This window comes from Xanthomonas sp. D-99, assembly GCF_017746145.1.
GTDB lineage: Bacteria > Pseudomonadota > Gammaproteobacteria > Xanthomonadales > Xanthomonadaceae > Xanthomonas > Xanthomonas cissicola.
Genome location: NZ_JAGHWU010000057.1, coordinates 32,284 through 53,376, shown reverse-complemented (window position 1 = coordinate 53,376; position 21,093 = coordinate 32,284). Strand labels below are relative to the sequence as shown.

The following is a 21,093-nucleotide window of genomic DNA, read 5'->3' as shown; positions in this document are numbered from 1 at the left end:
CGACGGTTCCCGCGCTTCATCGCACCGGGAACCACCGCATCACTTGCCGATGCAAAAACTCGAGAAGATCTTGCCGAGCAGGTCATCGGCACTGAGCTTTCCGGTGATCTCGCCAAGCGCTTCATGTGCCAGGCGCAATTCCTCGGCAGCCAGTTCCAGCTGCTCGAAACCGAGCTCCAGATCGGCAGCATCGGCATGCTGTTCGGCCCGACGCAGCGCCTCGACATGCCGCGTGCGAGCAGAGAACTCGCCGTCGACGCTATCCACGCCATCGCCGAGCGCAAGCGCGCGCAGGCGAATGTGCAATTGCTCCAGTCCTTGTCCGGTCACGGCAGAGACAGCGATCGCATTGGCATCGAGCGATGCGGCATTGCCGAGCAGATCACATTTGTTGTGGATCCACAGCTGACGCGGCACGGCATCGATGGCATCGCCGATGGCGTCGCGGGCGGCCTGCGGGTCGCGTGCATCCAGCACCACCAGCGCCAGGTCGGCGCGCTCCAGTTCGACGCGTGCGCGGCGCATGCCTTCGCGTTCGATCGCATCGCCGCCATCGCGCAGGCCGGCGGTATCGACCAGGGTCAACTCGAAACCGTCCAGCTGGATGGCTTCGTGCAAGGTGTCGCGGGTGGTGCCGGCAACATCGGTGACGATCGCGCGGTCGCTTCCGGCCAGCGCATTGAGCAGCGAACTCTTGCCGGCGTTGGGCGGACCGATCAACACCGCATGCAGGCCGTCGCGCAGCTTGCGTCCGCGTTCGGCATCGCGCAGCAGCTGTGCGAGCACGTTGCGCGCCTGGCCCAGGCCATCGCGTACTTGCTTGCCGCCCAAGGTGTCGAGCGGCTCGTCGGCAAAGTCGATGGCTGCCTCGACATGGATCCGCAGGCGGGTCAGGGTCTCGGCCAATGCATCGACCCGTTGCGAAAACACGCCGTCCAGTGCGCGTCGCGCCGCGCGTGCCGCCCGCAGGTCGCCGGCTGCGATCAAGTCGGCAATGGCTTCGGCCTGTGCAAGATCGAGTTTGCCGTTGAGAAACGCACGTTCGCTGAATTCGCCGGCGCGTGCCTGACGGGCACCCAGTGCGATGCAGCGGGCGACCAGTTGCCGCAACAGCACTGGGCTGCCATGGCCTTGCAGCTCGACGACGTCTTCGCCGGTAAAGCTGTGCGGCGCGTTGAACCACAGCGCAATGCCATCGTCGATGACGGCGCCCTGCCCGTCGCGAAAACGTGCGTAGTGCGCATGTCGCGGCCGCATCCGCGCAATTCCAAGGTGCGCTGCGATCTGCACCGACTGCGGCCCGGACAAGCGCACGATGCCCACGCCGCCGATTCCGGCAGCACTGGCGATGGCAACGATGGTCGAGGTGGAAGACGACATGGGCACTGCTCTATGGTGGATTGAAAGAGGACATGTGGATTTTAGACGGCGCAGCCACCAGCGCCGAGCCACATGTTTGCCGGCACTTTTAAGGCGCCTACCGTTGCGACAATCGCGCTGTCTGGCGTCTGCACGCCATGTCGTGTCGCTACTTCGGTCACAACGATTGCAGCTGCGTACGCGCCTGCTCCACGCCACTGCCTTGCGGCTGCAATTCCAGGTACGTGGAATAGGCCTTGCGCGCCTTGTCGCGATCGCCTGCCTTTGCATATGCATCGCCGAGATTGAGAGAGGCCACCGCGCGCGAGGGATCGATCTTCAAGGTATTTTCCAGCCAACGCGCCGATTCGGCAAAGCGCACCTGACGGTAATACACAACGCCCAGGTTGTTGGCCGCCAGCGCGAAATCCGGGCGCAGCTTCAGTGCTTCGGCAAATTGCTCGGCCGCATCGGCATAGCGCTTTTCCTTGTACAACTGCAGGCCGCGTTCGTTGGCCAGTTGTACGCGTTGGCGATCGCTGCTCTTCACTGCGGTGGGCACACCAGCCTGGCTTGCCCGCCTTGCAGCGTCTTCACCGTCACCGGCGCCGCAGCCACCGTCGCACCGGCTGCGGCCGGCGCAGGGGGCACTGCATCCACGCGTCCGTTGAGCGCAATCGCATCGGCCGACAGCTGCGCGGTCTCTGCAGTGAGAAATTCTTCGCCGCTGGGCACCTGGAACACGAATTCGCCACCTTGCGAACCGGGCAGGCTGCCCAATGCCGGCGTCTGCGCCGAGACTGCCGACACCGCAGGCGCCACGTACGCGGCCAGTTCGGTCCCGGTAATCAAGCCGTCGCTATTGAGGTCGCCCTTGCCGGTCAGTGCCTGCAACAGCACCCAGGTGAACACCGAATGCCCATTGGGCCCGCTATCGGCCACCTGTTGATCGGCGCCGCCGTCGGTGAGCATCTGGCGCGCGACACGCCGCGCGTTCTCGCGCAGATACGCGCCGGACGTCGGCCCGCCACGCGTCAATCCCAGCCCGCTGTAACACGCATCCATCACGAACAAGACGTGCTTGGCCTGCAGGCTTTCGGCGCAGATTCCACCTCGTCCGGCACCGCGGCAATCGTCGCGAACCGGCGCGCCTCCTCGAAGATCAGCACGGTGTCGAACGATGCGGCGATGCGTTCGCGTTGCTCCAGGTTTTCATGAAACAACTGCTGGCCCACGTTACTGGAGGTGACGCGATCGCGTGGCCCTTGTTTGTCCTCATCGGCCAGCACGATGATGCGACGGTGCCGGTCCCGTTGTTGGCGCAGTTGCGCGATCAAGGCACGCGTGGCGTCCCCGGTCTTGTCCGCCTGCGTGCCAGCGGCGGCAGCATCGCTGACGTCATGCCTGCCGCAGCCGGCCAGCGCCAGCACGCCCATGCAACTTGCGCACAGCAACAGGCGATGCAACGGCGATGTGGTCACGACGGCGTCCTTGGCGAGAGAGAAACAGGCAATAAATGCGGGCTGACATGCAGAAAGCCCGCCTTGCGGCGGGCCTTCTTGAACTTACTTGGCGTTGGCCTGGATGATCTTGCTCGGCTTCTCGCCGTGCTGGCGGATCATCCACCATTGGATCAACAGACCCAGGCCGCCGTTGACCACCCAGTACAGCACCAGACCGGCCGGCATGAAGGCCATCATGACGCCGAACACCAGCGGCATGAACTGCATCATCTTGGCCTGCATCGGGTCCATGCCCGGGGTCGGGGTCAGCTTCTGCGTCGCCCACATGATCGAGATGTTGAGCAGCGGCAGGATGAAGTACGGGTCGCGCGCAGTCAGATCCTGGATCCAGCCCAACCACGGCGCCTGGCGCAGTTCCACCGACTCCACCAGCACCCAGTACAGCGCGAAGAAGATCGGCATCTGGATCAGCAGCGGCAGGCAGCCGCCCATCGGGTTGATCTTTTCCTTCTTGAACAGCTCCATCGTCGCCTGCTGGTACTTGACGCGATCGTCGCCGTAGCGCTCCTTGAGTTGCGCCAGGCGCGGCTGGAAGCGGCGCATCTTGGCGCCGGACTTGTACTGCGCGGCCGACAGCGGATACAGCGCCAGACGCAGCAGCACCACCAGGCCGATGATGGCCCAGCCCCAGTTGTGCAGGAAGCTGTGCAGATGGCTCAACACCCAGAACAGGCCCTGGCCGATGATGGCCATGATCGAGAAGCGGCTGTAATCGACCACGCGGTCCAGGCCCTTGACGTCTTCCTTGGCGATCAGGCTGACCAGCTTCGGGCCCACCCACAGGCGCGCTTCGGTGCTGGCGGTCTGGCCAGGCGCCACGGTAAAGGCCGGGCCGCGCAGTTCGGCCACGTCGCGCGGGCCGTCCTGGGCCAGCACGTACAGCGAGGCCTGGTCCTTCTGCGGAATCCAAGCGGTGAAGAAGTGGTGCTGTAGCAGCGCCACCCAGCCGCCGGTGATCTGGCGATTCAGGCCACCGTCGTCCATGTAGTCCTTGAACGCACGACGCTCATAGCCTTCCTGCGGGCTGTACCAGGTCGCACCATTGAAGCTGAAGGAGTCCGGATTGGTCATGCCGCGGCTGAGAATGGTCGGCACCCGGCTCAGCTTGCGGAACACGTAGCCGTTCCAGGGCGCGCCACTCTTGTTGATCACCTCGTCCTTGATCGAGATCGCATAGCGGCCGCGCTCCAGGGTAAAGGTGCGACGGATCGAGACGCCGTCAGGGCCATTCCAGACGAACGGCACCACCAGCGTGTTCTGGCCCTTGGCCATTTCGAACGTCGTGCCCGGCTGCTCGGCGCGGAAGCCTGCCACGCCCGGCACCGGCGAACGCTCGCTGGCCCAGCCGCTGGTGGCGTTATACGGGTGCGCCGGATCCTCGGTCAGCAGGCTGACCGGCGCGGTGCCGTCCTTGGTCTGCGGGAATTGCAGCAGCTCGGCATCGAGCACGCTGCGGCCATCCAGCTTCAGGCGCAGCACATCCGAGGTCACGGTTACCACCGGTGCAGCGCCGGCAGCAGCCGGTGTCGCCGCAGTGCTACTGGTCGCCGGCACAGTGCCCGGCGCGCCGGCCTGCGGAATGGACTGGGCCGCGGGCACATTGGCCGCGCTCGGCGCCGCCGCATCGAGATCGCGCGCCGCCGGCACCGACTGCGTCGCCGCGGCCACCGGCGCATTGGCAGCCGCCTTGTCCTTGCCCCACTCCATCCACAGCAACGCCGCGACCATCAGCCAGGCAAAAATCAGGAAAACACGGGTCTGGTTCATCGGGCAGCAACTCGCTCAGTCGGAACTACAGTTCCGGCTCTGTCGGGGAAGGGGAGGATGGGCGCACCGTCCTGGCGGGCGGCATTGTGCCGGGCGCAGCAGGCAGGGGCAATGCGCCGGCACGGCGCAGCAGACGCACGAAGGCATCGCGAATCTGTGGATTGGTCGCTTTTGCCGCCGCCGAGCGCGCTACGATGACGTAGTCGCCACCGGCCAGTTCGGGCAAGAGATGCCGCATGGCGTCGCGCAGCACGCGCTTGATGCGGTTGCGTCCGACCGCGCGCGTATCGACCTTGCGCGACACTGCCATGCCCAGACGCGGCGGCGTATCGCCGGTGCGCCAGTGCAGGCTCAAAAGTGGGTCCGAGGTGCGACGTGCAGTATCGAAGACGATCGTATATTGCGCACGCGTACGAACCCGCGCAGAGCGAGGAAATCGCCTGCACGGGTTCGATGCGTTCACGGTAGGGACTGCCTCGGCCGCAGGGAGCGGCGCGGCAATCAAGCGCTCAGGCGCTTGCGGCCCTTGGCGCGGCGGCGAGCCAGGATCTTGCGGCCGTCGGCGGTTGCCATACGTGCGCGGAAACCATGGTCGCGTGCTCGCTTGAGATTGCTGGGTTGGAAAGTACGCTTGGTGGCCATGGGGCCCTCTGCATGAATGGAGACTAATAGAACCGGCAATTCTATAGGCCTTGCGCGCCGCCGGTCAACACCCTGCTCGCTTTACTGCGGATGAGGACACCACCGGCCTGTGGATCGCCCTGTGAATAACTCTGGGAAAACCCTGCCCTCGGTGCTAGGCTGGTCCATCCTCTTTTCACTACCGGGCTGCGAGCACGGCGCTTTTCTGCGCGCCGCAGCCAGCAACAGATGATCACACGTTGATGGATGCTTGGCCCCGCTGTCTGGAACGTCTCGAAGCCGAATTCCCGCCCGAAGATGTCCACACCTGGTTGAAACCCCTGCAAGCCGAAGATCGCGGCGACAGCATCGTGCTGTACGCCCCGAACGCCTTCATCGTTGACCAGGTGCGCGAACGTTACCTGCCGCGCATTCGCGAACTGCTGGCGTATTTCGCCGGCAATGGCGAAGTCGCGCTGGCGGTCGGTTCGCGTCCACGTGCGCCCGAGCCGGCCCCTGCACCCGTGGCCGTGCCGAGCGCGCCGCAGGCTGCACCGATCGTGCCGTTCGCCGGCAACCTGGATTCGCATTACACCTTCGCCAACTTCGTGGAAGGCCGTAGCAACCAGTTGGGCCTGGCGGCCGCGATCCAGGCTGCACAGAAGCCCGGCGACCGTGCGCACAACCCGTTGCTGCTGTACGGCAGCACCGGTCTGGGCAAGACCCACCTGATGTTCGCGGCCGGCAATGCGCTGCGTCAGGCCAATCCGGCCGCCAAAGTGATGTATCTGCGTTCGGAGCAGTTCTTCAGCGCGATGATCCGGGCGCTGCAGGACAAGGCGATGGACCAGTTCAAGCGCCAGTTCCAGCAGATCGATGCGCTGCTGATCGACGACATCCAGTTCTTCGCCGGCAAGGACCGCACGCAGGAAGAGTTCTTCCACACCTTCAACGCGCTGTTCGATGGCCGCCAGCAGATCATCCTGACCTGCGACCGCTACCCGCGCGAGGTCGAAGGCCTGGAGCCGCGGCTGAAGTCGCGCCTGGCCTGGGGCCTGTCGGTGGCGATCGACCCGCCGGACTTCGAGACCCGCGCGGCCATCGTGCTGGCCAAGGCGCGCGAGCGCGGCGCCGAGATTCCCGACGACGTGGCATTCCTGATCGCCAAGAAGATGCGCTCCAACGTGCGCGACCTCGAAGGCGCGCTCAACACCCTGGTGGCGCGTGCCAACTTCACCGGGCGCTCGATCACGGTGGAATTCGCCCAGGAGACGCTGCGCGACCTGCTTCGCGCCCAGCAACAGGCGATCGGCATTCCCAATATCCAGAAGACCGTGGCCGATTACTACGGCCTGCAGATGAAGGATCTGCTGTCCAAGCGGCGCACCCGCTCGCTGGCGCGCCCGCGGCAGGTGGCGATGGCGCTGGCCAAGGAACTCACCGAGCACAGCCTGCCGGAGATCGGCGACGCCTTTGCCGGCCGCGACCACACCACCGTGCTGCATGCGTGCCGCCAGATCCGCACGTTGATGGAGGCCGACGGCAAGCTCCGTGAGGACTGGGAAAAGCTGATTCGCAAGCTCAGCGAGTAAGCCCTCGGCTACCATCGGCGCCGGGCTGGAAAAAAGCGTGGAAACGTTGGGGTCAAATGCGGGAGAATCTGTGGATAACGTTGCACCGCAGTCCGGTTGTAAAACTATCCACAGGTTGTCCGACCAGCTCAGGCGCACTAGTCCAACGCGTTTCAGATGCTGAAATGTCTTTGGAAACAAACAGTTATGGTGGTTATCCGCTGAAAACGGCCCTACCATCACCACCAAGCTTTTGATTTATTCCATATCTTTTAAAGCATAGGGGCACGGAACCACATGCGTTTTACACTGCAGCGCGAAGCCTTCCTCAAACCATTGGCACAAGTGGTCAATGTGGTCGAACGCCGTCAAACCCTGCCCGTCCTGGCCAATTTGCTGGTGCAGGTCAAGGATGGACAGGTGTCGTTGACCGGCACCGACCTGGAAGTGGAAATGATCTCGCGCACGCTGGTGGAGGACGCGCAGGACGGCGAAACCACAATTCCGGCGCGCAAGCTGTTCGACATCCTGCGCGCCCTGCCCGACGGCAGCCGCGTCACCATTTCGCAGACCGGCGACAAGGTCACCGTGCAGGCCGGGCGGAGCCGCTTCACTCTGGCGACGTTGCCGTCCAACGACTTTCCGTCCGTGGACGAAGTCGAAGCGACCGAGCGCGTCGTGGTGCCCGAAGCCGGTCTCAAGGAGCTGATCGAGCGCACCGCGTTCGCCATGGCCCAGCAGGACGTGCGCTACTACCTCAATGGCCTGTTGTTCGACCTGCGCGACGGCTTGCTGCGCTGCGTGGCCACCGACGGCCATCGTCTGGCGCTGTGCGAGATGGAGTTGGAAAAAGCCGGTGGCGCCAAGCGTCAGATCATCGTGCCGCGCAAGGGCGTGACCGAGTTGCAGCGTCTGCTGGAAGGTGCCGATCGCGAGGTCGAGCTGGAAGTGGGCCGCAGCCACATCCGCGTCAAGCGTGGTGATGTGACGTTTACCTCGAAGCTGATCGACGGGCGGTTCCCGGACTACGAGGCGGTGATTCCGATCGGCGCCGATCGCGAGGTCAAGGTGGATCGTGAAGCGTTGCGCGCGTCGCTACAGCGTGCGGCCATCCTGTCCAACGAGAAGTACCGCGGTGTCCGTGTGGAAGTGTCTCCGGGTCAGCTGAAGATCAGCGCGCATAACCCCGAGCAGGAAGAGGCGCAGGAAGAGATCGAGGCCGATACCAAGGTCGACGACCTGGCCATTGGCTTCAACGTCAACTATTTGCTCGACGCGCTCTCGGCATTGCGCGATGAACACGTGGTGATCCAGCTGCGTGATGCCAATTCGTCTGCATTGGTACGTGAAGCCAGCAGCGAGAAGTCGCGTCATGTGGTGATGCCGTTGCGGCTCTGATATCTCGTTCCACGTGGAACACGGGAAGCCCGGCGAGTGCCGGGCTTTTTGTTTGTGCCGGTCTGTCGCTTGCGATGTGTAGGTAGCTTTCGTGGTCCGGTCGCCTGTGGCGCCCCCACGCGGGGTGGGCTGAGCGACCGCAATCGCGCACGACTTGCAGCGATAAAGCCCTTAGCGCAGTCGTCGCGGGTGTGGGTCCGGCACGTTTGATCGACCAAACGCGCCCCAAGCCCTTGCCACCTGGGTGTGTGCGTTCGCTAGACACCGGCACAGCGGCGAGCCTCGTACAAATCGAGTGCCAGAGTTCTCCGGTGACGGCCGGCGACCAAGCTTCGCGCTAGCCAAAGTCGCGGCTACCGCGTGCGTGGGGCCATCGTGGAGCTGCTGCCATAGGCGCGCATCGCTGCATCACGTGTCTGCAGTGTTTCAAAAGCTCGGACGTGGTTGGCAATTTGCGGATCCGTCAGGCCGCTAGTCTCGACCTGGCCGGAGCCGACCCGGTTCATTCGCCCGGTCTTTGATCCTAGCTACTGGCTTGGTTCCAGAGGCAGCAAGAGCAAGCAGAGAGAACTACCTTGTCTCCCACTAGCAAGTTGAGTTTTTAAAGTTTCACCTTGGTTGAAACTGAATGTGTTCAGGACTCAAGCTCGGTCGGCGGAGTTGCTGTCGGCTATACGCGGTGCACGCGCTCGGTTCCCTGGTGTTTTTGACTTATACACATCGCACTTTGCTTTTAAATCTATAAATAACTTAAGAGCTTTGTGGTGATGGTAGGGGCAGATTTTGCGTAGAAACATACCAAGTGATTGTTTGTAAAGGAAATTGAGGGTTCGAAACCCTGTGCTTATCGCCCTGTTTTCCCATCCAGAAGCTGTGGATAAGCAGAAGCACCTCCATAGACCATGTTTTTATCCACATGTTATCCCCTGCCTGTCCAGTCAGTCCTGGGGGCCATGTCTGCACAGGTTTCATGCCGATCCCGTATCCTTCGACCCGACCGGCATGCCGGATTACAGCCCAGAGCACACCGATCGATGCATGTAGTGAGGTTGTCCATTCATCGGCTGCGCCGGTTTCAAACCGTCGAGCTTCATCCCTCCAGTGCCTTGAATCTGCTGACCGGCGACAACGGCGCAGGCAAGACCAGCGTGCTCGAAGCGCTGCACCTGATGGCCTACGGCCGCAGTTTCCGCGGGCGCGTCCGTGACGGTCTGATCCAACAAGGCGCCAACGACCTCGAAGTCTTCGTGGAATGGAAAGAAGGCGGCGGCGCTGCGGGCGAACGGACGCGTCGAGCTGGCTTGCGTCATAGCGGGCAGGAATGGACAGGGCGTCTGGACGGGGAAGATGTGGCTCAAGTTGGCTCTCTTTGCGCTGCGCTGGCCGTGGTGACGTTCGAGCCCGGCAGCCATGTATTGATCAGTGGCGGTGGTGAACCCCGCCGCCGTTTCCTGGACTGGGGCTTGTTCCACGTGGAACCCGATTTCCTGACCTTGTGGCGCCGCTACGCACGGGCACTCAAACAACGCAACGCGTTGCTGAAACAAGGCGCGCAGCCACGCCTGCTGGACGCATGGGACAACGAACTTGCCGAATCCGGCGAAAACCTGACGTCCCGGCGCATGCGCTATCTGGAACGCCTGCAGGACCGGATGGTTCCAGTGGCAGATGCCATCGCGCCAGCGCTGGGACTGTCTGCGCTGACGTTCGCCCCGGGCTGGAAGCGCCACGAGGTCTCGCTGGCAGATGCCCTCCTGCTTGCGCGCGATCGCGATCGCCAGAACGGCTATACCTCGCAAGGCCCGCACCGCGCAGATTGGATGCCCAGCTTCCTCGCACTCCCGGGCAAGGATGCGCTGTCCCGGGGACAGGCCAAGCTCACGGCCCTTGCCTGTCTGCTCGCACAGGCCGAGGACTTCGCCTTCGAACGCGGCGAATGGCCGGTCATCGCCCTGGATGATCTGGGTTCGGAACTGGACCGGCATCATCAGGGGCGCGTGCTGCAGCGGCTTGCTTCCGCGCCGGCGCAGGTGCTCATCACCGCAACCGAGACCCCGCCGGGCCTTGCAGACGCCGCTGCACGATTGCAGCAGTTCCACGTGGAACACGGCCAGATTGCACGACAGGTAGCGGCCAACTGAGCCGCAACGGCCGGCACGGGCCGACTGGTATAATTTGTTCGCTATCCCCCTTTTCTCACGGCGCGGAGCGGCGATCGCTGCCTTCGCCCGTGTTGTGGAGCCAACGGCACGCGCATGACCGACGAACAAAACACCCCGCCAACACCCAACGGCACCTACGACTCCAGCAAGATCACCGTGCTGCGTGGCCTGGAAGCCGTCCGCAAGCGCCCCGGCATGTATATCGGCGACGTCCATGACGGCACCGGCCTGCATCACATGGTGTTCGAGGTGGTCGACAACTCGGTCGACGAAGCCCTTGCCGGGCATGCCGACGACATCGTGGTAAAGATCCTGGCCGATGGCTCGGTGGCAGTTTCCGACAACGGGCGCGGCGTGCCGGTCGACATCCACAAGGAAGAAGGCGTGTCGGCGGCCGAGGTGATCCTCACCGTGCTCCATGCCGGCGGCAAGTTCGACGACAACAGCTACAAGGTCTCCGGCGGCCTGCACGGCGTTGGCGTCTCGGTGGTCAACGCGTTGTCCGAGCACCTGTGGCTGGATATCTGGCGCGACGGCTTCCACTACCAGCAGGAATACGCGCTGGGCGAGCCGCAATACCCGCTCAAGCAGCTGGAAGCCTCGACCAAGCGCGGTACCACGCTGCGCTTCAAGCCGTCCGTGGCCATCTTCAGCGACGTCGAGTTCCATTACGACATCCTGGCGCGGCGCCTGCGCGAGCTGTCCTTCCTCAATTCCGGCGTCAAGATCACCTTGATCGACGAGCGCGGCGAAGGCCGTCGCGACGATTTCCATTACGAAGGCGGCATCCGTAGCTTCGTGGAGCATTTGGCGCAGCTGAAGTCGCCGCTGCACCCGAATGTGATCTCGGTGACGGGCGAGCACAACGGCATCATGGTGGACGTGGCCCTGCAATGGACCGACGCCTACCAGGAAACCATGTACTGCTTCACCAACAACATCCCGCAGAAGGACGGCGGCACCCATCTGGCCGGCTTCCGTGCGGCGCTGACGCGTGTGCTCAGCACCTACATCGAACAGAACGGCATCGCCAAGCAGGCCAAGGTCGCGCTGACCGGTGACGACATGCGCGAAGGGATGATCGCGGTGCTTTCGGTCAAGGTGCCCGACCCCAGCTTCTCATCGCAGACCAAGGAAAAGCTGGTCAGTTCAGATGTACGCCCGGCGGTGGAAAACGCCTTCGGTGCGCGTCTGCAGGAGTTCCTGCAGGAGAACCCGAACGAAGCCAAGGCCATCACCGGCAAGATCGTCGATGCCGCACGCGCGCGCGAAGCCGCGCGTAAGGCGCGCGACCTGACCCGCCGCAAGGGTGCGCTGGACATCGCCGGCCTGCCGGGCAAGCTGGCCGACTGCCAGGAAAAGGATCCGGCGCTGTCGGAACTGTTCATCGTCGAGGGTGACTCGGCAGGTGGCTCGGCCAAGCAGGGTCGCAACCGCAAGAACCAGGCGGTGCTGCCGCTGCGCGGCAAGATCCTCAACGTGGAACGCGCCCGCTTCGACCGCATGCTGTCCTCCGACCAGGTCGGCACGCTGATCACAGCGCTCGGTACCGGCATCGGCCGCGACGAGTACAACCCGGACAAGCTGCGCTACCACCGCATCATTCTGATGACCGACGCCGACGTCGACGGCTCGCACATCCGCACCCTGCTGCTGACCTTCTTCTACCGGCAGATGCCGGAGTTGATCGAGCGCGGCTACATCTACATCGGCCTGCCGCCGCTGTACAAGCTCAAGCAGGGCAAGAGCGAGTTGTACCTGAAGGACGACGCGGCGCTCAACGCCTACCTGGCCAGCAATGCGGTCGAAGGTGCGGCGCTGATTCCGGCCACCGACGAGCCACCGATCACCGGCGAAGCGCTGGAGAAATTGTTGATGCTGTTCACCAGCGCCAACGAAGCGATCGCGCGCAACGCCCACCGCTACGACCCGGCCCTGCTCACCGCGCTGATCGACCTGCCGCCACTGGATGTGGAAAAACTGCAGGCCGAAGGCGACCAGCATCCGACCCTGGACGCGCTGCAGGCCGTGCTCAATCGCGGCACTCTGGGCACCGCGCGCTATCAGTTGCGCTTCGACCCGGGCAGCGACAACGCGCCTGCCACGTTGGTGGCCATCCGCCGCCACATGGGCGAAGAGTTCACCCAGGTGCTGCCGATGGGTGCCTTCGAAAGCGGCGAACTGCGCCCGCTGCGCGAGGTGTCGCTGGCCCTGCACGACCTGGTGCGCGAAGGCGCGCAGATCGTGCGCGGCAACAAGAGCCACCCGATCACCAGCTTCGCGCAGGCGCACGCCTGGTTGCTGGACGAAGCCAAGAAGGGCCGTCAGGTGCAGCGCTTCAAGGGCCTGGGCGAAATGAACGCCGAGCAGCTGTGGGAAACCACGGTCAATCCCGACACGCGTCGCCTGTTGCAGGTGCGCATCGAGGACGCGGTGGCCGCCGACCAGATCTTCAGCACCTTGATGGGCGATGTGGTCGAACCACGCCGCGACTTCATCGAGGACAACGCGCTGAAGGTGTCCAACCTGGATATCTGAGTCACCAGCCCCGGCCGGCACGTCGCAACCACGGCGTGCCGGCCGGGGCGGTGTCCGCAGGACGACGATGCGCACCGATCTTCCACCGCCTCCGGCACCACGCACGGTTGCCGGCAAGCCGCCGCTGCTGCCCGTGCTCGTGGGTTTCTGGGTCGACGTGCTCATCGCCGCCGGCCTGTTGCTGACGCTCAGCGTGGCCGGCTTTGCGTTGTGGGGCGCGGTGCGTGGCTTTGGCTATGTACAGGCGGCCAAGGCGCAGGGGCTGACCCCCTCGCCTACCGAGGTCATGGCCGCCATTGGCCAACCCGGTGTGATGGTGCAGCTGCTCACCGCGCTGGTCAGCACGGCCACGCCGGCGCTGCTGTTGTACTACTGGCGTCGCCGCGCCACCCCTGCCGAACAAACCGCTTCGCGGGCTGCCGCGCGCCGCGCCTCCACCTGGGGCTGGACCGCGCTGATCGCCGCCGCCGTGTTCCTGCTGAGCAATCTGGTCAGCGCGGCGGCTTCGGCGTTGGGCATCAAGCCGGTGCCCACCAACCTGCCGTTGATGAAAGAAGCGCTCCAGCAATGGCCGCTGGCACTGACGCTGTTCGCGGTGGTCATCGCGCCGGCTTACGAAGAACTGCTGTTCCGTCGCGTGCTGTTCGGGCGCCTGCTCGCTGCCGCTCGCCCGTGGCTGGGGATCGTGCTGAGCGGGGCGATTTTCGCGCTGGTGCACGAAGTACCCGGCATCAGTGGTAACGGCCCGGCCGCGATCGCGCAGCTGTGGCTGGTGTACGGCAGCATGGGCGCGGCGTTCGCATGGCTGTACTGGCGTACCGGCACGTTGTGGGCCCCGATTGCCGCGCACGGCATCAACAATGCCACGGCGCTGGCAGCGCTGTACTTTTTCGGGCTTGGCTGAGCCCCCAAAGCGGTCAATTGCGAGAACCCAGCCGCAGCGGGGCGATGCCTGGGCATCAAATGGATTCGCACACCTTGGACAGCCGATCCCCCCGGCCCGGCACACGTTGTCGGCCGCGCGGAACCGTTTGACGAAAAGTTAAGACGAGCCTGCCAAAATGCCTCCATGGTTCTAGGGGGATCGAATGAAAGCTAGGCTGTTGATCGTTGTTGCCGTGCTTGCACTGACGGCGTGTGCCACCACAACTTCGCCAACCGGCCGCCGACAGGTGGTGGGCGGCGTATCGCAACAGCAGTTGGACCAGTTGGGCGCGCAATCCTTCGCGCAAACCAAGGCCAAGGAAAAAGTCAGTACCGACGGCAAGCAGAACGCCTACGTGCAGTGCGTGGTCAACGCACTGGTGGCGCAACTGCCGCCGCAATGGCGCGAAACCAAGTGGGAAACCGCGCTGTTCGTGGATAACGAAGCCAATGCCTTCGCCCTGCCTGGCGGCAAGGTCGGTGTCAACACCGGCATCTTTACCGTCGCCAAGACGCAGGATCAGCTCGCCGCGGTGCTCGGGCATGAAATCGGCCATGTCATTTCCCGTCATCACGAAGAGCGCATTACCCGTCAACTCGGCGCGCAGACGGGCCTGGGCATCATCGGCGCGCTTGCCGGCGCCGCCTATGGCGACGGAGCGGCCAGCGCAGTCAATCAGGTCGGCGGTATGACCGCCCAGACAGTGTTCCTGCTGCCGGGCTCGCGTACCCAGGAAAGCGAAGCCGATGTGGTCGGCCAACGTCTGATGGCCCAGGCCGGGTTCGATCCGGCGCAGGCGGTGACGCTGTGGCAGAACATGATGGCCGCCAGCGGCAATCGCCAACCGCAGTGGCTGTCGACCCACCCCGACCCTGCCAACCGCATCCGCGAACTGCAGGCCGACGTTGCCCAGCTCGAACCGGTGTACCAGCAGGCCAAGCAGAGCGGACGCGCACCGCGTTGTGGCTAGAACTGCCGACGACATCCGCGCGGCCGCCGTCAACCCGTACGAACACCGATTCCGTGCAACGCATGCCTGCCTAACCTGGGGTTGCAGGCGCAACCACACCGGTCACGGCCTGTTAGCGACGCTAAGACAGCTGTTCCCCGCTTCTGATTGCCGCAACACAACATGGAAACCGTTTTCGGGAACTGAGACTTTCTGCTAAGTTTGCCGGCCCAGATTTTTCGTACAGCGCCCATTCCGCTTTTCGTACCGCCCGACGGCGGATCGTCCGAGGTGAAACATGAAACTGCTCAACCGCAAGCAAGCCCTGTTGTCCCTGTTCATCGCCGCGTCGCTGGGTGGGGCTGTCGTTACCGATGCGGTCGCGCAGTCGGACCGTTCCTCGGAACGCGCCAGCCGCAAATCCAAGAGCGGCAAGGCCGAGGAGCTGTACCCGCAGTCGACCCGTCAGGCACCGACGATCAAGCCGTCCTCGAAGTTGAGCAGCAAGCTGCAGAAGCTGATCGAAACCTTCAACAAGGGCGAGGACTACCAGGGCGTGCGCACCCAGGCCGATGAGATCCTGGCCAACGGCGCTGCCAACGACGCCGACAAGGCGTTGGCCGCACAGCTGGCTGCCCAGGCCGCTTACAACCTGGACGACACCGCCGGTGCCAAGAAGTACCTGCAGCAGGCCATCGGCCTGAACGCGCTGGACAACAACGGCCATTTCCAGTCGATGCTGATGCTGGCGCAGTTGCAGATGCAGGACGACCAGCAGGCCGAGGGACTGGCCACGCTGGACAAGTATCTGGAAGAGAGCAAGTCGCAGCGTCCGGAAGATCTGATCCTCAAGGGCCAGGCGCTGTACCAGACCGAGCGCTACAAGGAAGCGATCCCGGTGTTGAAGCAGGCCATCGCTGCCTCGCCAGAGCCCAAGGACAGTTGGAACCAGCTGCTGATGGCGTCCTACGCCGAAGCTGGCCAGACCGGCGAAGCCGTTGCTGCCGCCGAGGCGCTGGCCGCCAAGACGCCCAACGACAAAAAGGCGCAGCTCAACCTGGCCAACATGTACATGCAGGCCGACCAGATGGACAAGGCCGCAGGCGTGATGGACAAGCTGCGTGCCTCCGGTCAGTTGACGGAAGAAAAGGAATACAAGCAGTTGTATTCCATCTACGCCAACACCGAGAACAAAGAAAAGGACGTCATCGCCGTCATCAATGAGGGTATGCAAAAAGGCATCCTCAAGCCTGATTATCAGACATACCTTGCCCTGGCCCAGTCGTATTACTACAGCGACGATGTCCCGAAGGCGATCGAAAACTGGCAGAAGGCCGCACCGCTTTCCAAGGATGGCGAGACCTATTTGAATCTGGCCAAGGTGCTGCATTCGGAAGGTCGCATCCCGGAGGCCAAGCAGGCCGCACAGCAGGCGATCGCCAAGGGTGTTAAAAAACCCGAAGACGCCAAGAAGATCATCAACCTGAAGTAAAAAAAGAAAATAAACCCCCGAAATCCCTGTGTTTTTAGTGGTTACAGGACTCGGGATTGGTATAAGCTTGGGAGTTCCTGCGGTGTCAAAGCCGTCCGAAAACCTGGGGATCATCACAGTGATCCGGGCCCCCACTGAAAGAGCCATTGGCGCATGACGGAACAACTCGTTATCCACAGGCATGACTACGATGCCGGGAACCAGGGTCTGAGCTGGGCCCGCATTATCGGCATTGCTTTTGTAATTGCTTTGCACCTCACTGCACTGATGATGTTGCTGATCCCTGCAGTGGCGCCGAAGGCTCCGGCAGAGAAGGAGCGCACCACCATGGTCACCTTGGTGGATGCACCGCCTCCTCCCCCGCCGCCGCCGCCGCCGCCGCCGCCGGAAGACAAGCCGCCGCCGCCGGTCAAGAATCTGTCGCCGCCGAAGCCGTCACCGGTTCCGCCGCCGCCGGAAGCTCCGGTCGTCGACGTTCCCGAACCGCGTCCGAGCGATATCGTCACGCCGCCGAGCCCGCCGAGCCCGCCGGCTCCGCCGAGCGACATTGGCGCCAGCGTCGATATCTCGTCCAAGAACATGAACCCGCCGAAGTACCCGCCGGCTGCATTCCGTGCCGGTGTCCAAGGTGAGGTCATCCTGATCGTGGATGTGGATGCCAGCGGCAACGTGACCAACGTGTCGGTCGAAAAGTCCAGCCGCAACCGCGACCTTGACCGTGCCGCGATGGACGCAGCACGCAAGTGGAAGTTCAACGCCTCCACTGTCAACGGGCAGAAAGCCGCCGGACGTGTCCGCGTCCCGGTCAACTTTGCTCTGAACTGATCCCACGGGCCGGCCACGGTCGGCCCAGGATCCTGTCTTCCTTTCGCTCCACCCTTCATCACCACACACAACAAAGGTAAGCGTCATGCTGCAGGAATTCTTTATCGCCGCCGCTGCAGGGGGCTCCAATCCGTCGGCCGCTCTGTCGCAGATGGGCTTCGAGCACTTGATCACTGAAATGACCTCCAGCCCCGGCGACTTCGCCGTGTCCTGGGTCGTGTTGATCACCCTGATCGCCATGTCCGCTGCCTCCTGGTACTGGACCGTCATCAACATCTTCCGTGCCACCCGCCTGAAGAGCGCGGCTGACCGCGTCACCACCGCGTTCTGGGATGCCCCGAATGCACAGGACGCCATCCGCGCCATGGAAGAACAGCCGGCTTCCGAGCCGTTCTCGAAGATCGCGCTGGACGCCGCCCAGGCTGCTGCGCACCACCAGCGTGCCGAAGGCAGCACCGGTGGCCTGGGCGAGAGCCTGAGCCGTTCGGAGTTCGTCGACCGCGCCCTGCGTCAGGCCGTGACCCGCGAAAGCACCAAGCTGCAGTCGGGCATGACCCTGCTGGCCACCGTCGGTGCGACCGCGCCGTTCGTCGGTCTGCTCGGTACCGTGTGGGGCATCTACGGCGCGCTGATCAAGATCGGTGCAACCGGTTCGGCCTCCATCGACGCCGTTGCCGGCCCGGTGGGTGAAGCGCTGATCATGACCGCGATCGGCCTGTTCGTCGCTATCCCGGCCGTGTTCGCGTTCAACTTCTTCTCCAAGGTCAATAGCTCGGTGATCGCCAAGTTCGACACCTTCGCTCACGACCTGCACGACTTCTTCGCCACCGGTTCGCGCGTTCGCTAATCCGGTCGTCAAGAACGCCTTCGCAACGATTTAGACGGAGCCCGTTATGGCCTTCAGTAGTGGAAACAGCGGTGGCCCGATGGCCGACATCAACGTGACGCCCCTGGTGGACGTCATGCTGGTGCTGCTGATCATCTTCATCATTACGGCACCGCTGATGTCCCATAAGGTCAAGGTGGAGCTGCCAGAGGCCAACTTGATCCAGAAGAAAGATGCGGAGAAACGCGCCGCGCCGATCACTCTGGCCGTCAAGGAAGATGGGTCGCTGTACTGGAACGACGAGCCGATCTCCAAGGAAGCCCTGGAGTCGCGCCTGTCCACCGCTGCACAGCAGACCCCGCAGCCGCCGCTCAACCTGCGTGGCGACCGCACGACCAAGATGCGTACGATCAACGAGATCACCAAGATCGCGCAGGGTCAGGGCATGCTGGACGTCGGTTTCGTTGCAACCAAAGTGAAGGGGCAGTAAGCCATGGCATTTAGTACTGGTGGAAGCCGTGGGCCGATGGCCGATATCAACGTCACGCCCCTCGTGGACGTGATGCTGGTGCTGCTGATCATCTTCATCGTGACCGCGCCGATCATGACCTACCCGATCGCCGTGGATCTGCCGCAGCGGGTGCTCAACCCGCCACCGCAGACAACCGAACCGCCGCCGCCGATCGAGTTGCGTATCGACGCCAGCAACCAGGTGTTCTGGAACAACAGCCCGACGCCGGTCGACGTGTTGCAACAGAAGATGGAAGAAGTGGTGCAGGCCGATCCGACCAATCAGCCGGAACTGCGCATCGATGCAAATCCGGATGCGGAGTACGAGGTGATGGCCAAGGTGCTGGCCGCTGCGAAGAACTCGCAGATGAAGAAAATCGGCTTCATGCAGCAGTAAACGTATCTGCAAGACCGCAACACAACAGTCATGACGCGACTGCAACGCCACCGGAAACGGTGGCGTTTTTTTTATGCGTTAGGTGGGTGATCGTGCCTGCAAACATGCCTGCAATCCAACGAGCGTGAGTGTGGTACGCCGAAGCAAAAAAAGCGGCCATTGCTGTGAAAGACTGTCGATCAATGCCACTGACGTGCTTTCAGACGGCATGCGGTAAAACGCGCGCATCTCGGCGTCCAACACCTGCCCATGCACTAGGCGCGTAATGATTGTGAACGCCGCCGTATCCTGCTGCGCATGCCGCGCACAAGGCGCGCCGATGCATCGACCGACACCATTGTGCCTGCGCGCAAGCCGCCAGTGGTCCGCAGGCGTCCATCGCCCACCTCTTCGACCCAAGCGCGTTAATGGCAGCACTTGTGTACGCCCCAACGCCCAGCACCGCATTGCCGTGCCGATGCCGTGCCGCCCGCGCACCCGCGTCGAGTTGCCGATGCAAATTGCAGGTGTATGCTCGGTCGTGCAGCACCCACGATCACAGAACCGGAGGCAGTCATGGCTTTCAGTACGACAGGGAATCGGGGACCGTTGGCGGACATCAATGTCACCCCGCTGGTGGATGTCATGTTGGTGTTGTTGATCCCCTCGAGCCGCCTGCACCGATCGCAGTGCGGCTGGATGCCGACGGACAGTTGTTCTGGAACGCCAGCCCGGTGACGTTGCAGCAACTTCAGTCCAGGTTGATCGAGCAGATGCAGGCAACTGCAGGAAATCAACCGGAACTGCGCATCGCCGCCAGTGCGGACGCCGAGTATGCCGTGATGGCCAGCGTGCTGGCGGCTGCAAAGAACGCGCAAGTGCAGCGCATCGCCTTCGTGCAGTAGTGTTCCTGCAGGCGCGTACTGCGCTTGGCCACGTGCACTGCATGCAACATCGCGCGATGCGGTTGCCCAGGCGCCTATCGCGTCTTCGGACGCGATAGGCATGGGAGTTCATCAAGGGTGTTCCTCACCGGCAGCAATTGACCATCGCGACCCAAGTGCTCGTCGTGACGTTCCTGCGCAGCATCCACTTACGCGATGGTCGTTGTCGCCAACCCAGGCATCGATCACCGATGCCGACGTTACCGCATGAACTCAAGCGCTAACGTGACCGCTACGCAGAATGTCCACGTACGCGCGCACGCTTGCATCCAGTCCCTGATACAGGGCTTCGCTGATCAAGGCGTGGCCGATCGACACTTCCAGCACGCCCGGCACAGCGGCGAGAAAATCGCCCAGGTTGGCTTGCGACAAATCGTGCCCGGCATTGATGCCCAGGCCTGCGGCATTGGCACGCTGGGCGGCGTTGGCGAACAGCGCCAATGCGGTATCGGCCTGGCCGTTGGCGTGCGCGTGGGCATAGGGGCCGGTGTACAACTCGATACGGTCTGCACCGAGCGTGGCCGCGCGGGCGATGTCCGGGTTACCTGCATCGACGAACAGGCTGACCCGGCTGCCCAGCCGCTTGAACGCTGTGATCAGCTCGGCGAGCTGCGCGGTGTCCTGCGCAAAATCGAAGCCGTGGTCGGAGGTCAATTGCCCGTCGCCGTCGGGCACCAGGGTGATCTGCTGCGGGCGCGTGGCACGGCACAATTCCAGCAGGCCCGGATAGCCCGCGCGTGGCGGCGCGAAGGGGTTGCCTTCGATATTGAATTCCACCGCGTGCGTGCGCGTGAGCGCACCGAGTGCCAGCACGTCGTCGGCACGGATATGCCGCTGGTCCGGGCGCGGATGGACGGTGATGCCATGCGCGCCGGCGGCAATGCAGGCGCGTGCGGCCTGCGCCACGTCCGGGTCGGCACCGCCGCGCGAGTTGCGCAGGACTGCGATCTTGTTGACGTTGACGCTGAGCTGGGCGGTCATGCGGCGATCAGGCCTGCGGCTCGCTGTCGCGTGCGGCGGCCAGGGCGGCCGACTTGCGTGCTTCTGCCAGCTCGCGCAGGCGGCGCAGCTCGGCCGGGTCGATCATGCTGCTGGTATCGCGTTGGGTGTCACCCATGCGCGAGGCGAACCAACCGCGCGTCCACAACAGCAGCAGCAGCAACGCCACCAGCAGCGAGGCCACCAGCAACCACACGTGCGGCGTACTGAAGGCCAGCACCAGCGCACCCAGTGCCATAAGCAGAAACAGCCAGTGCATGACGAGCTCCCCGTTGAGTGGCGGCAGTGTAGCGCCGCGCCCGGCGCGG

Annotated in this window: 17 protein-coding genes and 3 pseudogenes; 13 read left to right on the top strand and 7 right to left on the bottom strand. The window is 63.6% G+C overall.

The genetic code is table 11. The annotated features are described in order from the left end of the window. Nucleotides 1-39: 39 nt before the first annotated feature. Nucleotides 40-1,380 carry a tRNA uridine-5-carboxymethylaminomethyl(34) synthesis GTPase MnmE gene (gene mnmE, locus J7360_RS17350; RefSeq protein WP_057661770.1) on the bottom strand — a complete coding sequence of 447 codons (1,341 nt, stop codon included), beginning with the start codon at nucleotides 1,378-1,380 and terminating at the stop codon, nucleotides 40-42. A 157-nt stretch (nucleotides 1,381-1,537) separates the two neighbouring features. Beyond that, nucleotides 1,538-2,460: pseudogene (locus J7360_RS17345) on the bottom strand (tetratricopeptide repeat protein); the annotation flags it as partial. Between J7360_RS17345 and J7360_RS21455 the strand changes: the two are divergent. Next, nucleotides 2,457-2,947 (top strand): annotated as a pseudogene (locus J7360_RS21455) (hypothetical protein); the annotation flags it as partial. The pseudogenes J7360_RS17345 and J7360_RS21455 sit on opposite strands and share 4 nt — an antisense overlap. Here the strand turns inward: J7360_RS21455 and yidC are convergent. The 3 genes from yidC to rpmH are packed head-to-tail and all read right to left on the bottom strand — an operon-like array spanning nucleotide 2,925 to nucleotide 5,291. Next, the gene (gene yidC, locus J7360_RS17340; protein WP_022560505.1) at nucleotides 2,925-4,649 is read right to left on the bottom strand and encodes a membrane protein insertase YidC; all 1,725 of its coding nucleotides are present in this window, start codon (nucleotides 4,647-4,649) and stop codon (nucleotides 2,925-2,927) included. The pseudogene J7360_RS21455 and the gene yidC sit on opposite strands and share 23 nt — an antisense overlap. 25 nt (nucleotides 4,650-4,674) lie before the next feature. Then, on the bottom strand, nucleotides 4,675-5,112 hold the full coding sequence (gene rnpA, locus J7360_RS17335) for a ribonuclease P protein component (protein ID WP_007968218.1): 438 nt from the start codon (nucleotides 5,110-5,112) through the stop codon (nucleotides 4,675-4,677). 38 nt (nucleotides 5,113-5,150) lie between these two features. Continuing rightward, on the bottom strand, nucleotides 5,151-5,291 hold the full coding sequence (gene rpmH / locus J7360_RS17330; RefSeq protein ID WP_002805908.1) for a 50S ribosomal protein L34: 141 nt from the start codon (nucleotides 5,289-5,291) through the stop codon (nucleotides 5,151-5,153). A 242-nt stretch (nucleotides 5,292-5,533) separates the two neighbouring features. Here rpmH and dnaA point away from each other — a divergent pair, with 242 nt between their 5' ends. The 12 genes and pseudogenes from dnaA to J7360_RS17270 all read left to right on the top strand — a co-directional run bounded on the left by dnaA (nucleotide 5,534) and on the right by J7360_RS17270 (nucleotide 19,747). After that, entirely contained in the window at nucleotides 5,534-6,862 is a 1,329-nt protein-coding gene (dnaA, locus tag J7360_RS17325; protein ID WP_007968215.1) for a chromosomal replication initiator protein DnaA, read from the top strand. A 276-nt stretch (nucleotides 6,863-7,138) separates the two neighbouring features. Next, a complete protein-coding gene (gene dnaN, locus J7360_RS17320; protein ID WP_005912436.1) occupies nucleotides 7,139-8,239 on the top strand; it encodes a DNA polymerase III subunit beta in 1,101 nt (366 codons plus the stop codon). Nucleotides 8,240-9,273: 1,034 nt separating this feature from the next. Further along, nucleotides 9,274-10,380, top strand: a complete 1,107-nt coding sequence (gene recF / locus J7360_RS17315; protein ID WP_057661769.1) for a DNA replication/repair protein RecF — start codon at nucleotides 9,274-9,276, stop codon at nucleotides 10,378-10,380. A gap of 114 nt (nucleotides 10,381-10,494) precedes the next feature. After that, entirely contained in the window at nucleotides 10,495-12,939 is a 2,445-nt protein-coding gene (gene gyrB, locus J7360_RS17310; protein ID WP_089094340.1) for a DNA topoisomerase (ATP-hydrolyzing) subunit B, read from the top strand. A 67-nt stretch (nucleotides 12,940-13,006) separates the two neighbouring features. Continuing rightward, nucleotides 13,007-13,843 carry a CPBP family intramembrane glutamic endopeptidase gene (locus tag J7360_RS17305; protein WP_007968208.1) on the top strand — a complete coding sequence of 279 codons (837 nt, stop codon included), beginning with the start codon at nucleotides 13,007-13,009 and terminating at the stop codon, nucleotides 13,841-13,843. Nucleotides 13,844-14,027: 184 nt separating this feature from the next. Continuing rightward, nucleotides 14,028-14,834: a M48 family metallopeptidase gene (locus J7360_RS17300; protein WP_005912440.1), complete on the top strand. Its 807-nt coding sequence runs from the start codon at nucleotides 14,028-14,030 to the stop codon at nucleotides 14,832-14,834. A 277-nt stretch (nucleotides 14,835-15,111) separates the two neighbouring features. After that, nucleotides 15,112-16,305 (top strand): tetratricopeptide repeat protein, encoded by a 1,194-nt coding sequence (locus J7360_RS17295; protein ID WP_007968206.1) that lies wholly within the window; start codon nucleotides 15,112-15,114, stop codon nucleotides 16,303-16,305. Nucleotides 16,306-16,572: 267 nt separating this feature from the next. After that, complete coding sequence (locus tag J7360_RS17290; protein WP_003482203.1) at nucleotides 16,573-17,130, top strand: energy transducer TonB; 558 nt, start codon at nucleotides 16,573-16,575, stop codon at nucleotides 17,128-17,130. 85 nt (nucleotides 17,131-17,215) lie between these two features. After that, complete coding sequence (gene exbB / locus J7360_RS17285; RefSeq protein WP_005912445.1) at nucleotides 17,216-17,977, top strand: TonB-system energizer ExbB; 762 nt, start codon at nucleotides 17,216-17,218, stop codon at nucleotides 17,975-17,977. A gap of 46 nt (nucleotides 17,978-18,023) precedes the next feature. Next, the gene (locus J7360_RS17280; protein WP_057661765.1) at nucleotides 18,024-18,446 is read left to right on the top strand and encodes a biopolymer transporter ExbD; all 423 of its coding nucleotides are present in this window, start codon (nucleotides 18,024-18,026) and stop codon (nucleotides 18,444-18,446) included. 3 nt (nucleotides 18,447-18,449) lie between these two features. Then, entirely contained in the window at nucleotides 18,450-18,863 is a 414-nt protein-coding gene (locus tag J7360_RS17275) for a biopolymer transporter ExbD (RefSeq protein WP_005912449.1), read from the top strand. A gap of 555 nt (nucleotides 18,864-19,418) precedes the next feature. After that, a pseudogene (locus tag J7360_RS17270) lies at nucleotides 19,419-19,747 on the top strand (biopolymer transporter ExbD). A 252-nt stretch (nucleotides 19,748-19,999) separates the two neighbouring features. Here J7360_RS17270 and J7360_RS17265 read toward each other — a convergent pair. Together J7360_RS17265 and J7360_RS17260 are read right to left on the bottom strand one after the other, a co-directional pair. Then, nucleotides 20,000-20,767, bottom strand: coding sequence for a pyridoxine 5'-phosphate synthase (locus J7360_RS17265; protein ID WP_057661763.1), 768 nt, complete (start codon nucleotides 20,765-20,767; stop codon nucleotides 20,000-20,002). Between the two features lie 7 nt (nucleotides 20,768-20,774). Continuing rightward, entirely contained in the window at nucleotides 20,775-21,044 is a 270-nt protein-coding gene (locus J7360_RS17260) for a hypothetical protein (protein ID WP_005912451.1), read from the bottom strand. Nucleotides 21,045-21,093: the final 49 nt, after the last annotated feature.